The following is a 14,120-nucleotide window of genomic DNA, read 5'->3' as shown; positions in this document are numbered from 1 at the left end:
GCTGCCAAATTGCAACGACAGGATGCGATTGTTCCATCCCGCAGTATAACGACAAGAAATCCGTGTTTCCGGTGCTCAAGGCGGTGCGCGGTGACGGTGCGCTGACTTTCCGCGTCAAAAAAGTGCCCGCTGCGGCGCCTCGATGTGCCGGGGCAGGACCGAGACGAGTACAAACAATGGCCATAAATTCTTTACAGGTAACATCTCCCATCGCGTCGCCGCGTGAGGCGTGTGTGGAAAAGAAGGCTTCTTCGACCCCTTCGGGATTCGAGTCCCTGCTGCAGTCCGCCAGCGGACCCGCCGGTAGGGAAACGGTATCGCCCCGGGTCGCGGCCGAAATGCTCCGAGTTCAGATGATGCAAAGTACCCTGACCCTGGCAGTCTCAGATGCGAGGTCCGATGCCGCTTCCGGCCAGGCCTTGCGGTCGGTACCTGCCGCTTTTGACCTCGGGCTCGGCCTCCCCACCGCCTACCGCGGGACCGCCGCCCTTGAGACGGCAGAGGTGGAGGGGGAGCCGGTCCCGTCGGCGCTTCCCTCGCTGACAAGCCACGCTGCAACCGAGATCGACCATATCAGCCAGACCGCAGCACGTTACCTTGGCACCCCGTACCGGTTCGGCGGGGACGGAGCGGATGGCATCGACTGCTCTAGCTTCGTGCAGCAGGTATTCCACGCCAACCAGATCGACCTGCCGCGTACCGCCCGGGAGCAGATCAACGTCGGCAGTAACGTCGCTCCAGGCGAGCTGCGCAAGGGAGACCTGGTCTTTTTCCAGACCTACGCGGAGTACCCGTCCCACGTCGGGATCTATCTTGGCGACGGCAAGATGATCCATGCCTCCTCCGGCAAAGGTGAGGTCACCATCTCCGACATGAACAGCGACTACTACCGCCCGCGCTACCTGGGCGCCAAACGCGTCATCTGAGCCAGTTCGCAGTCACCCGGGAAAAATAAACTCCTCCGGAAGCGTATAGCATGCACCCTACGAAGCGCCGCAGGTGAACTCACGTTCCCCCCTTTGCGAAGGGGGGACAGGGGGGATTTGCAGCACTTGCCAAACTCAAAAAGAAAAGCCCACCGGCCTGACCCGGTGGGCTTTTTAATTAGTGGGGGAATCGGCGTCACTGCGCGTGGCGCTTCACCCACGGGACGTAGCGGTCCATCCACCCCTGCAGGAACTTGACGGTATCGGGGCTGGTAACATCGCCGGCCGCGTCGAAGAAGCCTTCTTTCACCTGGATGAACACCTCCGGCTGCCCCATGGTCGGCACGTCGAGGTAGGCCAGTGTGTTGCGCAGGTGCTGCTGCGCGAGCGCGGTGCCGATTTGACCGATGGAAGCGCCCAGGATGCCGGCGGGTTTGCCGGTCCAGGCGCTGGTGCCGTAGGGGCGCGAAGCGTTGTCCAGCGCGTTCTTCAGTACCCCCGGCATGGAACGGTTGTACTCAGGCGTAACGAAGATCAGTCCCGCCGCCGCCTTGACCTCACTTTTAAGGCGTACGACAGACTGCGCCTGTTTGTCGTCGTCGTCCTGGTTGTACAGCGGCAGGTCGCCTATCTCCAAAAGCTTGAATGAGAAATCAGCAGGTCCGAGCTTGATCAACGCGTTGGCGAGCTTGCGGTTGATCGAGTCGCGGCGCAGGCTCCCAACGATGACGGCAATCTGGTACTGACTCATAACCTTCTCCTCCCTTGATAGCGTAATTATCACAGCTATGACTATAGCACCGTGTCACGGCTTTGCTATCACGGGCGAGGTCTCGTATCAGTCCGGCACCTAAAGTAGCTCTCCAGGAACCTGTTTCTGACCACGTGGGGGAGATGGGCTAGTGGGCGGGTATCTGGAACTTGAACAGGGTACCCTGTTGCGTGGAGGAGGAGAAGCTGACCTTCCCTCCCAGTATCTTCTCGCCGATCAGTTGCATGGAGAAGGTCCCTACGCCTCGACCCGGCCCCTCCTTGGTGCTGAAGCTGCGCTGGAAGATCCGGCACTGCACCTCGTCAGGGATCGCCTTTTCGTTCCAGACGCAAAATTGCAAGGTATCCTGTTCCTGTTCGAACCAAAGCTTCACCTCGCCATGCTCCTCCGTCGCCTCCAAGGCGTTGAGGACCATGTTCGCCATCACCCGCAACGCCAGTGACTGGTCGGTCTTCACCGTGAGCAGGGGGAGCGAGTCGGGCAGCAGCATCGACTTTTCGCTAGCCGCGTCGTGCTTGGAGAAGATCCCTTTCAGTTCGGCCAGAAGTTCAGCCGCGGTGGTGTCGTCGCGGGACGGGCGGTACTCCAGGAAATCGTTTTTGAAGAGACATCTCTGGATCTCCAGTTCCTTGTGCAGCCTCAGGGCGGCGCGATATATCATGGAGGCGAATTCGGAGTGATCTTCCCTGACCAGGTACTGGCTTGCGCCCAGCAAACCGGTGAACATGTTCCCCATATCGTGGAAGAAGGTTCTCTCCAGCGCGGCGCGCAGGTGTTCCAGGGTCACGTCGTGCAGAAAGAGCAGGATGAACTTTCGCCCCTCGAGCGTCAGGGTGCTGGCGCGGACCATGATCGCGTATTCGCGGGTCGTGTCATCCTTTTGGGTACTCAGCGAGCACAACTCTTCCACCGGTCCTTCGCCGTTGAGTGCCGCTACCATGGCTACCACCGCACCGCAGGTGCTGCAGTAGCGCGTGGTCCCACAGCCGTTGGGCCCGTCGCTACTGTGAACGCACCCCATCACCTCGCCCAGGCGAAGCCCCAGTACCGAACCCGGGTCATCGACGCCCAATGTCTTCAAGAAAGAGTCGTTGAGGCCGACGACCTGGCGGTGCTCATCCAGAACCGCAATCAAGCCGCCGATGCTATGCAGCAGTTCCTGGATGACGGGGCTGGTGGTGACCGTTGTGATTTCTTCTTGTAATTGGTCGTTCGTGGTGCGTTCGGCGGGAGCGAAGTAGGTATCCACAGCAGCCTCCAAGGGAGTAAATCCGATCAGAACAAGCTGTCTATGCCAAAGGGAAGGTGGTGGGTGTAGGATCTGATGGGAAAACAATGGAGTTAATTTAATATTTTTTAGTTCGTTATGTCAAATTGTTCTTTTAGGGGCGTTGTTGTGAGTGGGGGGAAGTCCTGCTGTGAGAACCGTGGTGATATGCCTTTCAGGGTTTTACGGCTGCCAGCGGTAACGGTCGAGCGGGATTCGGTCGCAGGAGTCGAAACGGACCCCCTCGGCCTCCAACCGCAGTCGCTGCAGTTCGTCATGGCCGCCGCCGGAACGGGGACTGATCTCCCCCTTGGCGTTGATGACGCGGTGCCAGGGAACGGAAGCATCGTTGAGCGCGCTCAAAGCGTAGCCCACCTGGCGGGCATGTCCCGGCAGGCCGGCCAGCAGCGCGATTTGCCCGTACGTCGCCACCTGTCCCTGGGGGATTTGGGAGACGACGGCATAGATGTCTTGGTAGGTGGATGAGGTCATCGCGACTGAGAGCATTTTCTGCGGATGCTCGACCGGTTAAATTTATGCCTCTTCCGCTTGCATACCTCAAGCAGGATAGTAGTATTCGACGAGGCGGAAGAATTGTGCTTCTCTAATTAAACTTCGAGTTGGCGAAAAAAGGAGGTGCGATGTGACTCCTCAGGCCGAGAGAGTACTGCGGGATTACCGGACCGCGGGGGCAACGAAGTTTCATGGAATCAACCAGAGTGTAAGAAATGCCTTAGCCGACAAAACGAGGTTCCCTGATTCATTCTGGACGACGCATCAAACAGTGCTGGAGGCGTATCTCGCGGCATCGGAAAGGCACGACGCACTTTATCACGAGTCGATGCTTGGGAGCAAAGTCGTTATTGCGGAGCGTGTAACGAGCCAGGCGAAACTGGTTGTTTTGATGGATGAAGTGGCTTCTTTTCTGGAACTGGCGGCACTGCGAACTCCTGAGATCCTCATCGTCTCAGGTTTCCGTCTTGCCAAAGAAAGAAGGGCGCACACCAGGTCGAAGGCAACTGCCACAACTCAGACCGTGCAGGAAGAAGTCAAAAACAGCATTCCCGCCTAACTTTTAACTTCCGCCACCAGGGCCAACGGCCCGGATATTTAAACCGGGGGGATGTCATCTGGCATCCCCCTACCTTTCCGTTTCATCTTTTCATTCATCTTCTCCTCTCCAAGCGCAGGCCATCTGCCATCTGTTCCGTCCTATTCGATGCTCCGCAGTTCACCGCCGCCGTCACGTGAGTCACCTGACGCGGCAGGCGAGTCACTCAACGCGTCGAGCGAGTCACCCAACGCGATGAGCGAGTCACCCAACGCGATGAGCGAGTCACCCAACGCGATGAGCGAGTCACCCAACGCGATGAGGGAGTAACCCAACGCGATGAGCGAGTCACCCAACGCGATGAGCGAGTAACCCAACGTGATGAGCGAGTAACCCAACGCGATGAGCGAGTAACCCAACGCGATGAGCGAGTAACCCAACGCGATGAGCGAGTAACCCAACGCGATGAGCGAGTCGCACTTGGGTGCCTTGTGCAAAGCGGGAAAAATAAACTTGAACGGGAACCGACGTTAATTTAGAGTGCCTAACTGCAGAGGTTCTTGACCATCCCCAACCTACCCCTCAAACAATGGGCCGATGGAGACAAGTGCGACTGCCCGTCCCTTAACCGAGGGTGGTAAAGACGGAACCAGGAGGGACTAGTTTTCTTGGAAGCGATTTTTGAGCTGGTTTTCGGTCTACTGTGGGAGCTGTTCGCCAACCTTGTCTTTCAACTGCTGGTGGAGTTGGGCATGCGGTCGCTCGTCGAGCCCTTCCGGAAAAGCGATCGCAGACATCCGGTGTTGGCCTTCTTCGGAACCATTTTACTGGGCAGCCTGGCGGGGGTGGCGAGCCTCTGGATTGTGCCCAATCACATCTTTCATCTAAAACACCTCCAGGGGTACGGCCTCGTGTACGCGCCGCTTCTCTGTGGAGCGACCATGGCCGGCTTGCGGCGGCTAAAGGAGTCCAGGGGGCGGCAAGTCTTCTTCCTGGACAGCTTCACCTACGGCTACACCTTCGCGCTTTTCATGTCGCTGGTTAGATTTTATAGAGCGGGTTAAAAGGGAGGATGCTGAAGAGCAGGTCAAAAAGTAGCCTGTCCCCTTTTTACCCTCTTTTACCCCAAGTATTGAGCAGTAGAAAGAGGAGGTAAAGTGGACAAGATCGACTGTTTGAAGCAGTTAAAGCACCTCTATGGTCCGTCTGCAAAGAAAGTCGAAAGTGTGGAAGTCCCTGAGATGAATTTCCTCATGATCGACGGTGCAGGGGATCCCAACACGGCGCAGGAATTCAAGGATGCCGTAGAGGTCCTGTTTTCGCTTTCTTATACGCTTAAGTTCATGCTCAAAAAAGGAGAAGCGGGCATCGATTACGGCGTGCTGCCACTCGAGGCTCTCTGGTGGTCTGACGATCCTTCTGCATTCACGACAGGTAAAAAGGACCTTTGGAAATGGACCGTGATGGTTATGCAGCCGGATTTTATTACGTCCGCGTTGGTTGACGCAGCGACAAAGGAAGTGCAACGGAAGAAAAAGCTAGTGTCTCTTTCTCTGGCAAGGTTTGAAGCCTTCAAAGAGGGGAAGGCCGCACAGATACTGTATGTCGGGCCGTTCACGGAGGAAGGGCCCACAATTGAGAAGGTCCATTCCTTTATAGAAAGCAGTGGCAGCGAGAGGAGAGGAAAGCACCACGAGATCTATTTAAGCGATATCCGGCGCGCTGCGCCAGAAAAATGGAAGACTATCATCAGGCAACCAATGTCGTCATGAAATTCATCGATTTTAAAAGAAGAGTACGGGCACAGCGAGCGCTATTCAAGGTCAGCTTAAGCTTAAAGAATTGCAATAGAAACAGCGGGAAGTGTGATACGCATCGGAGGGCGTGGGGCAGGGCATGAGTTGTTGCCAAGGACGGCCGCAGTTACAGTGCAATATTGCCAGACTGAGAACCTTTGCCAATCCCCATCCAATACTTGGAGATACACATATGAAGAAAATATCCATTATCTATCTGATCCTGGCTTCCTTGCTAGCGGGCTGCACTAACTACATGTATGGCGTACCCCAGGAAATGTGGAACCGGATGAGCGAGCCGGAGCGGATCGAGGCGATACGGGTGTATGAGCAGGAACAGCGGGAACGCCGCCAGGCTGCGGAGGAGCGGGCTCGGCGCCAAGCTGTGGAACGTGAGCGGGAACGGGCACGCCAGGCCGCGCTGGAGCGGGAACGGCAGGAGCGCATCGATGCGATACACAGGGGGCAGGGGGCTTTCGGGGAGCTGATTCGGGTTCGCTTGCAGGGAGGAGAGATCAAGATCGGCGACCGCCACCACCACTACGAACCGTTGACGTTCACCATCGCGGACGGTGAAACCCGCAGGATCGGCGTTGCCGACTACAAAGGGAGAGAGGTCGATCTCACCGTAACCTATGCCGGCGGTGCCCTCAGCTTTGAAGGACTGCGTTTCCCCTATGACCGGCACTGGGCGAAGGGTGAACTCTATACTGACACCGGCACCTCGGGACCGCTGGCGTTACGGGGAGTGGATGTCTTCATCCAGGTTCACGACCGCTCTTCCCGATTCGAGCGGGAGGTGCCGCGGCTGGTCATCATGCGGGATGAACCGCCGGTGGTAATACGTGAAAGGGAACGCCTGGCACCTCCGCCTACGATCATCGTCGAAAGGGAACGCCTGGCACCTCCGCCTACGATCATCGTCGAGAGGGAGCGGCCACGGCCTCAACCGGTAGCTCCCGCTCCCCCTGCGCCGGTGCGTCAACCGGCCGCCCAATCGACGGTACGACAGCCTGCCGCCCAAGCGCCGGCGGGTCCGCCGCGCACCGTGGCAGTCGCCCTCCTCTCGGGGGAGGTGAAGGTGCAAGGCCAGAAGCAGCCGGTGGAGCAAGCCACCGTGCGCATCGCCGAGGGCGAGAGTCGGGACCTGACGGTAAAGTCCGGGGGGGAGACTCGCACGATCTCGATCCACTACCAGAATGGAGAGGTCTTCATCAACGGGACCCCTGGAAAGGGTCGCACCGAAATGCGTCTTCGTTTCGACAAGGATTGGAAGACGGGGAAGGTCTACCGCTTCGATCTTAAGGGGAAAGTGTCCCTGGAGAAAGTGGAAATAAAGGTGACAGGGGTCGAGTAAGTAGGAGCTTTGACTCCGGCCGAATGCTAAAATAATGACTAGTCCCTCTTGCCTATAAGTCCGTAGGCCATAGCACAAAAAGGAGACCGCTATGAGCAATGAAGAGGTTCCTGAAACGAAAGGTGTTTCGGTGAAGTTACTTGCAACGGTGGATCTCGGCCCAGAGATCGAGGGGATGGAAGGGCGCCAACTCCGAATGCGCATGGTTACCATCGAACCCGGAGGTGTCTTCGGCCCGATGCACGATCATAAAGACAGACCGGGCACGGTCTATATACTGCAAGGAACAATAACGGATCATCGAAATGGGGTTGCGACGGAGTACGGACCGGGAGTTGGCTGGCCCGAGGATAAGAACACCACGCACTGGCTTGAGAACAGAGGGGGGATTCCTGCGGTTGAGATTTCCGTCGACATAGTCAAGCCGCAGTGAGCTTAGACGCGACCACCTGTGGCTCAATCTGTGGATCATATGCAAGAAGGGGCAGCCGTGAGGCTGCCCCTTCTCTTTTTAAACAGGTGATGAACGGCTCTGACCTTAGGTCAAGTTCCACAGGAACATCTCCCACATCTCTTTCCAGCTCTTGCCGATCTCTTCGACAACGGTCGGCTCGAAGCCGCAGTGCATCATACACTGGGCGCAGCGCGGGTCCTTGCCGACGCCGTACTTGTCCCACTGGGTCTTCTCCATCATCTCGGCGAAACTGCCGTAGTGCTCGTCGGTGATCAGGTAGCAGGGTGCCTTCCAGCCGCGCGGGTTCCGGGTCGGGTTGCCCCAGGGGGTGCACTCGAGCTCCTTTTCCCCTTTCAGGAACCTCAGGTACATGGGGGTGGAGAAGAAGCGGAAACGCTTGCTCATCTCGTACACGGACTCGAACTTCTTCTGGATCTCGCGACGCTCCAGGAACAGCTTCTCACCCACGGCCTCGTAGCCGAATCCGGGGGCGACCAGGAAGCCGTCGACGCCGATATCCTTCAGGTGGGAGAAGAGCATCTCGATCTCGATCAGGTCGGTTTCCTTGAAGATGGTGGTGTTGGTGCAGAGCCGGAAGCCGAGCTGCTTCGCCTTCTTGATGGCGGACATGGCGATCTTGAAGGTGCCGGGGCGCTCCAAGATGCGGTCATGGGTCTCTTCCATGCCGTCCAGGTGCACGTTGATCACGAAGTTGGGGTGCGGCTTCAGGGTGTCCAGCGCCTTCTCCAGGAGCAGGGCGTTGGTGCAGAGGTAGATGTGCTTCCCTCTCTTCAACACAGCGTCGATCAGCTCGAAGATGTGGGGATACAGGAACGGTTCCCCGCCGGTGATGGTGACGACCGGTGCCGGGCACTGGTCCACGGAGTCCAGGCACTCCTGGAGACTCATCATCTCCTGGATGGTGTCGGCGTACTCCCTGATGCGGCCGCAGCCGGAGCAGGCGAGGTTGCAGAGGTGGGTCGGCTCCAGCATGAGGACCAGGGGATACTTCTCCTGCTTCTTCATCTTGTTGCCCATGATGTAACGGGTGAGATCGTAATTCAATCGCATCGGAAAACGCATTGTAGAGGTATCCTTCCGGCTGTTCTTTGGTTGATGGCTGATAAAGACGGCTACGGGACAGGCCGAGGAAATGAAGCTTTCGGCCTGTCCCGCGTCTAGCTGTCTGACTGATAACTAAAAGCGCTGCTACTTCACTACGGTTAGTTGCGGATGGACGCTGCCGGCTCCCTTGAGGAAGGCCTGGCAGGTGGCGGCGATGCCGGCGCCGTCGAGCCCGAGGTCGGCTCTGAGCTGGCTTTGGCTTCCCTGCTCGACGAAGCTGTCGGGGATGCCGATCCGCTTCACCCGCACGCCGGTCAGCCCCGCATCGGCCACCGCCTCGAGGACGGCGCTGCCGAAGCCCCCCATAAGGGCGTTCTCTTCGACGGTGACGATGCAGCCGGTGCGCCCGGCCTCGGCCAGGATCAGCTCGCGGTCCAAAGGCTTCACGAAGCGGGCGTTCACCACCGAGGCGAAGATCCCTTTCTGCTTCAAAAGCGCGGCGGCTTCCAGTGCCGGGTAGACGGTGGAGCCGACGGCGACCAGGGTCAGGTCGGTCCCCTCGACCAGCAGTTCCCCCTTGCCGACCTCGAGCGCCTTCAGTTCCTTGTCCATTGCCGCGCCGAAGCCGGCGCCGCGCGGGTAGCGCAGGGAGACGGGTCGGCCGAGGTAGATGGCGGTTTTCAGCATGTGCTGCAGTTCGTTCTCGTCCTTGGGCGCCATCACGGTCAGCTCGGGGAGGTGGCGCAGGTACGACAGGTCGAAGGCGCCGTGATGGGTCGGGCCGTCGTCGCCCACCAGGCCCGCGCGGTCCAGCGCCAGGGTGACCGGAAGCTTCTGCAGGCAGATGTCGTGGAAGACCTGATCATAGGCGCGCTGGGTAAACGTCGAGTAGATGGCGGCGACCGGGCGGAACCCCTCCGCGGCAAGCCCTGCCGCGAAGGTAAGCGCGTGCTGCTCGGCGATGCCGACGTCGAAGAAACGGTCCGGGAACCTCTCGGCGAACGGGGTGAGGCCGGTGCCGTCGGGCATGGCCGCGGTGATGGCGAGAATCTTCTCGTCCTTCTCCCCGAGCTTCACCAGGGTGTTGCCGAAGACGCTGGTGTAGGAGGGGGGAGCCTGCTTGCTCGTGGTGGCGCTGGCCGGCTTGGTGGGGGCGACGCCGTGGAACTTGTCCGGCATGTCCTCGGCCGGGCCGTACCCTTTCCCCTTCTTGGTCATGACGTGCAGGAGGATGGGGCCTTCCAGCCGCTTCACGTTTTCCAGCACGCCCAGAAGTGTCGGGATGTCGTGGCCGGCGATGGGGCCGACGTACTCAAAGCCGAGCGCCTCGAAGAGCGTTCCGGGGGTGAGGAATCCCTTGAGGGAATTCTCGGCCTTCTTGGCGAAGTGCAGGATGTTGCCGCCGATGGCCGGAATCCCGGCCAAAAGCCCCTCCATCTCCTTCTTGAGGCTGCGGTAGTAGGTGCCGGTCATCTTCCTGGAGATGAAGGAGGAGAGGGCGCCGACGTTCTTCGAGATGGACATCTCGTTGTCGTTTAGGACCACGATCAGGTTTTTCTTCAGGTGTCCGGCCTGGTTCAGCGCTTCCAGGGCCATGCCGCCGGTGAGCGAGCCGTCGCCGATCACCGAGATGACCCGGGCGCCGTCGTCCTTCAAGGTGTGGGCCACGGCGAGGCCGAGCCCTGCCGAGATCGAGGTGGAGGAGTGTCCGGCGCCGAAGGCGTCGTGGGGGGACTCGGAGCGTTTGGGGAACCCGCTGATCCCCTTGTAGCAGCGCTGGGTGTGGAAGCTGTCGCGTCGTCCGGTGAGGATCTTGTGGGTGTAGGCCTGGTGGCCGACGTCCCAGACGATGTTGTCCTTCGGGGAGTCGAAACAGTAGTGCAGCGCGATGCTGAGCTCGACGACACCAAGGTTTGAGGCCAGGTGTCCGCCGGTCTTCGCAACCGAATCCATGAGGAAGCCGCGCACTTCGTCTGCGAGCAGCACCAGCTCCTCGGCATCAAGCTTCTTCAGGTCGTCGGGACCGTTTATCTTGCTGAGCAATGTGTACATGGATCTCCTTGAGAACCCGTAACGATTAAAAAAACATGAAATCAAAACCGTTGGCCACGGAGAACATCTGAGAACTTCGGAGAAAACCCTTCACAAGGTTTAAAACCATCAGACTCGGTCTTGGCCTTTCTCAGATTTCCTCAGATTGTCTCCGTGGCTAACGGTTTTGGACATAGCCGTTGTCCTTAAACCACTTCACCGCACGCTCCAGGGCGTCTTCCACGGGAGTCTGCGGTAACCCGAGCTCGGCCTGCGCCTTGCCGGAATCGAAATACATGAACTTCCTCGCCATCTGCACCCCGGCCAGCGGGATGAGCGGCTCGCGCCTGGTGACCAGGGAGAGCGCGTGGTTCGCGTAGGCAGCCCACAGTATCGGGTAGTAGGGGAGCTTCACCCGCGGCGCCTTAAGCCCCGTGAGCGCCGAAAGCATCTCGAAGATCTCGGCGAGGGTCAGGTTGCGGTTCCCCAGGATGTACTTCTGTCCGATCCTTCCCTTTTGTGCCGCCAGCAGGTGGCCGCGCGCACACGCCTCGACGTCGATCAGGTTCAGCCCGGTGTCGAGGTAGGCGGGCATCTTGCCGTTCAGGAAATCGACGATGATCTTCCCCGTCGGCGTCGGCTTCACGTCCATCGGCCCGACCGGAGTGGACGGGTTCACGATCACCAGCGGCAGCCCCTTCTCCAGGTAGGACTCGGCGGCGCGTTCGGCGAGGAACTTGCTCTTCTTGTAATCGCCGACCATGTCGACGAAATCGACCGCGGTCTCCTCGTTGCCGGGGGTGCCGTCGCCGGGGTTGCCCAGGGTCCCCACGCTGCTGGTGTAGACAACCTTGCCGACGCCGGCGGCCAGCGCCGCGGAAAGGATGTTGCGGGTGCCCAGCACGTTGGCATCATACATCGCCTGTGGCGTCCGGGTCCAGAGCCGATAATCGGCGGCGGCGTGGAAGAGGAGGTCACATCCGGCAAGCGCCTTGACCAGTGACTGGCGCTCGGAAAGATCCCCCTCGTGCAGTTCCAGGTCGAGCCCGGCCAGGTTGCGACGGTCGGAACCGGGACGCACCAGCACGCGCACCTGCCATCCATCCTTCAGGAGCTCGCGCACGATGCTCGCGCCGATGAAACCGGTGGCTCCGGTGACGAAGGCTCTCATGGCCAACCGCTACTCCGTCCCGCCGGTGAGGGTGCGGTAGGTCCCCAGCGCCATGAGCGGGAAGCAGTTGCGGTAGATGTGGTACTTGATCATGAAGTACTTCGGGAACCCGGTCCCGGTGTACTGCGTCTCGTCCCAGGTCCCGTCCTGCTTCTGGGTGGAGATCAGGTACTGGATGCCGCGCACCACCGTGGATGAGTGCGCCTCGCCGGCGGCCATCAGCCCCAGCAGTGCCCAGCTCGTCTGAGATGCGGTGCTCTCGCCCATCCCGGCGAGGGTGGCGTCGTGATAGGACTCACAGGTCTCGCCCCAGCCGCCGTCGATATTCTGGCGCGACTTGATCCAGTTGACCGCCTTCTTGATGTAGGACTGTTGCATGTCCTCGCCGATGGCGGCCAACCCGCAGAGCACGCTCCAGGTGCCGTAGAGGTAGTTGACCCCCCAGCGCCCCCACCAGGGACCTTCCGGCTCCTGGTTTTTCTTGAGGAACTCCAGGGCGCGCTGCGCCGCCGGATAGGTCTTGGGATAACCGAAGGTCCCCATCAGCTCCAGCATCCTGCCGGTGAGATCGGCGGTGGGCGGATCGATGAGCGCCTCCAGGTCGGCGAAGGGGATCTTGTTCAGGATGTGCTTGGTGTTGTCCTTGTCGAAGGCACCCCAGCCGCCGTTTTTGCTCTGCATCCCCAGGCACCAGTCGATGCCCCTTTTCACAGCGGCGTCCAACTCCTTACGGTTCTTCACCTCGATCCCCTTCAAGGCGATCATGACGAAGCCGGAGTCGTCGACGTCCGGGTACCAGTCGTTCAGGAATTCGAAGGCCCAGCCGCCCGGCTCGAGGTCGGGGGCCTTGATCTTCCAATCCCCGGGGCGTCTCACCTCGCGCTCCAAAAGCCACTGCGCGCCCTTCACCAACGAGGGGTGGTCGGACGGCACCCCGGCGTCCACCAGTGCCTTGAGGGCGAGCGCGGTGTCCCACACCGGCGAGACGCAGGACTGCAGCACGAGTTGCTCGTCGGACTCAATGCAGAAGTGCTCCAGCCCTTTCAGCCCCTGGGCCACGGCCGGATGCTCGTTGTCGTAGCCGAGGACGCTTAGCGCCAATACCGCGTTCAGCATGGCCGGCTGGATCCCGCCCCAGTCCCCGGACTCCTCCTGGTGCTCCAGCACCCACTCCTCGGCCTTGGTCATGGCGCGCTTGCGGAAGGGGCGGATCGGGCTGCGCTCGTACACCTTGAGCATGTGGTCCAGGCCGATGAAGAAGTTCTTCCAGGTAAAGATGCCTTCTTCCTTGGTGAAGGTGTAGTCGATGGCGCGCGGCGGTCGCACGAACAGTTCCTGCACCCTTTGCGCGGGGGCGACCTTGTGCACCGGCCGCTTGAACATCACGATGGAGAGCGGGATGATGGTCGCCCTGGCCCAACTGGAGAACTCGTAGATGTTGATATAGGCCCAGTTCGGGAGCAGGTTCAGTTCCACCGGCATGCTGGGCACGCCGAGCCAGTCGAACTCGCCGAAGAGCGCCAGGAAGATCTTGGTGAAGACGCGTGATTTGATCACGCCCCCCTTGGAGAGGATGAAGGCACGCGCCTTCTGCAGCGCCGGGTGCTCCGCGGGGTAGCCGGCGAGCTTCAGGGCGAAATAGGCCTCGACGGTGGTGGAGAGGTCGCCCGGACCGCCGTAATAGATGGTCCAGAATCCCTCCTCGGTCTGCTTGGAGAGGAGGTAGTTGCTCATCTTGCGCTGGCGCTCGTGATCGACAAGGCCAAGGAAGTGGAGCAGCATTATATATTCTGCGGTTATGGTGACATTGGATTCCAGCTCCGCCCACCAATAACCTTTGGGGAGCTGTTCGCGGAAGAAGAAGTCGCGGCTACCTTCAATGGCGAGATCGAGAGCACTCTTTGCCTTGCCAGGCTTACTCTTCCAGAGAGCGGGGGGAAACTGGTGCACCGTTGCCCCTGCCTTGTGTTCGACGTTCAACTCCGGCTCACTAACGGTGCCGTTGAATGAGGTGAGTGCATGTGATATGGGGTGTTTGAAGGGGGAAGTCACCACATACTCCTTTCTGCCGGATTGGTGAGTGTTAACTCAGTGTAGCTGCTTTGTATATAGTTACAAGGATGGAAATCTACCATGAATTTGACAAAAGGTACACTGTTTTTTCCTGATGTCCGTTTTTTTTCCTAATGAAAACAGGGATTTGCTCGGTGCAGTTGATTGTGCGTTCCGT

14 protein-coding genes are annotated in these 14,120 nt (G+C 59.5%); 6 read left to right on the top strand and 8 right to left on the bottom strand.

Annotated features, from left to right (window positions below):
- Positions 1 to 233 precede the first annotated feature (233 nt).
- Positions 234 to 926: a C40 family peptidase gene (locus JFN90_RS10305; protein WP_328755535.1), complete on the top strand. Its 693-nt coding sequence runs from the start codon at positions 234 to 236 to the stop codon at positions 924 to 926.
- A gap of 196 nt (positions 927 to 1,122) precedes the next feature.
- Here JFN90_RS10305 and JFN90_RS10300 read toward each other — a convergent pair whose 3' ends face one another.
- The 3 genes from JFN90_RS10300 to JFN90_RS10290 form a co-directional block, all read right to left on the bottom strand.
- Complete coding sequence (locus tag JFN90_RS10300; protein WP_199395033.1) at positions 1,123 to 1,677, bottom strand: NADPH-dependent FMN reductase; 555 nt, start codon at positions 1,675 to 1,677, stop codon at positions 1,123 to 1,125.
- A gap of 148 nt (positions 1,678 to 1,825) precedes the next feature.
- A complete protein-coding gene (locus JFN90_RS22525) occupies positions 1,826 to 2,947 on the bottom strand; it encodes a sensor histidine kinase (protein ID WP_199395032.1) in 1,122 nt (373 codons plus the stop codon).
- Positions 2,948 to 3,148: 201 nt separating this feature from the next.
- Positions 3,149 to 3,472, bottom strand: coding sequence for an MGMT family protein (locus JFN90_RS10290; RefSeq protein ID WP_236018934.1), 324 nt, complete (start codon positions 3,470 to 3,472; stop codon positions 3,149 to 3,151).
- A 136-nt stretch (positions 3,473 to 3,608) separates the two neighbouring features.
- On the opposite strand from JFN90_RS10290, the gene JFN90_RS10285 reads away from it, so the two are divergent.
- Positions 3,609 to 4,037 carry a hypothetical protein gene (locus JFN90_RS10285; RefSeq protein ID WP_199395031.1) on the top strand — a complete coding sequence of 143 codons (429 nt, stop codon included), beginning with the start codon at positions 3,609 to 3,611 and terminating at the stop codon, positions 4,035 to 4,037.
- A 140-nt stretch (positions 4,038 to 4,177) separates the two neighbouring features.
- Here the strand turns inward: JFN90_RS10285 and JFN90_RS10280 are convergent, their stop codons facing one another.
- Complete coding sequence (locus JFN90_RS10280) at positions 4,178 to 4,513, bottom strand: hypothetical protein (protein ID WP_199395030.1); 336 nt, start codon at positions 4,511 to 4,513, stop codon at positions 4,178 to 4,180.
- Between the two features lie 171 nt (positions 4,514 to 4,684).
- On the opposite strand from JFN90_RS10280, the gene JFN90_RS10275 reads away from it, so the two are divergent.
- From JFN90_RS10275 to JFN90_RS10260, 4 genes are all read left to right on the top strand, one after another.
- On the top strand, positions 4,685 to 5,080 hold the full coding sequence (locus JFN90_RS10275) for a hypothetical protein (RefSeq protein ID WP_199395029.1): 396 nt from the start codon (positions 4,685 to 4,687) through the stop codon (positions 5,078 to 5,080).
- A gap of 93 nt (positions 5,081 to 5,173) precedes the next feature.
- A complete protein-coding gene (locus JFN90_RS10270; protein WP_199395028.1) occupies positions 5,174 to 5,788 on the top strand; it encodes a GyrI-like domain-containing protein in 615 nt (204 codons plus the stop codon).
- A gap of 217 nt (positions 5,789 to 6,005) precedes the next feature.
- Positions 6,006 to 7,169: a hypothetical protein gene (locus JFN90_RS10265; RefSeq protein WP_199395027.1), complete on the top strand. Its 1,164-nt coding sequence runs from the start codon at positions 6,006 to 6,008 to the stop codon at positions 7,167 to 7,169.
- 91 nt (positions 7,170 to 7,260) lie between these two features.
- A complete protein-coding gene (locus JFN90_RS10260; protein ID WP_199395026.1) occupies positions 7,261 to 7,602 on the top strand; it encodes a cupin domain-containing protein in 342 nt (113 codons plus the stop codon).
- Between the two features lie 105 nt (positions 7,603 to 7,707).
- Here JFN90_RS10260 and hpnH read toward each other — a convergent pair whose 3' ends face one another.
- The 4 genes from hpnH to shc form a co-directional block, all read right to left on the bottom strand.
- Complete coding sequence (gene hpnH / locus JFN90_RS10255; RefSeq protein ID WP_199395025.1) at positions 7,708 to 8,706, bottom strand: adenosyl-hopene transferase HpnH; 999 nt, start codon at positions 8,704 to 8,706, stop codon at positions 7,708 to 7,710.
- A 126-nt stretch (positions 8,707 to 8,832) separates the two neighbouring features.
- A complete protein-coding gene (dxs, locus tag JFN90_RS10250) occupies positions 8,833 to 10,740 on the bottom strand; it encodes a 1-deoxy-D-xylulose-5-phosphate synthase (RefSeq protein WP_199395024.1) in 1,908 nt (635 codons plus the stop codon).
- A 157-nt stretch (positions 10,741 to 10,897) separates the two neighbouring features.
- Complete coding sequence (gene hpnA / locus JFN90_RS10245) at positions 10,898 to 11,890, bottom strand: hopanoid-associated sugar epimerase (RefSeq protein ID WP_199395057.1); 993 nt, start codon at positions 11,888 to 11,890, stop codon at positions 10,898 to 10,900.
- Between the two features lie 9 nt (positions 11,891 to 11,899).
- Complete coding sequence (gene shc, locus JFN90_RS10240) at positions 11,900 to 13,942, bottom strand: squalene--hopene cyclase (RefSeq protein ID WP_199395023.1); 2,043 nt, start codon at positions 13,940 to 13,942, stop codon at positions 11,900 to 11,902.
- Positions 13,943 to 14,120 lie beyond the last annotated feature (178 nt).

Origin of the sequence: Geomonas propionica, from assembly GCF_016458235.1 — a bacterium.
GTDB classification, from domain to species: Bacteria; Desulfobacterota; Desulfuromonadia; order Geobacterales; family Geobacteraceae; genus Geomonas; species Geomonas propionica.
Note: the sequence above shows the minus strand (reverse complement) of the source record. Positions and strands in the feature narration are given on the sequence as shown.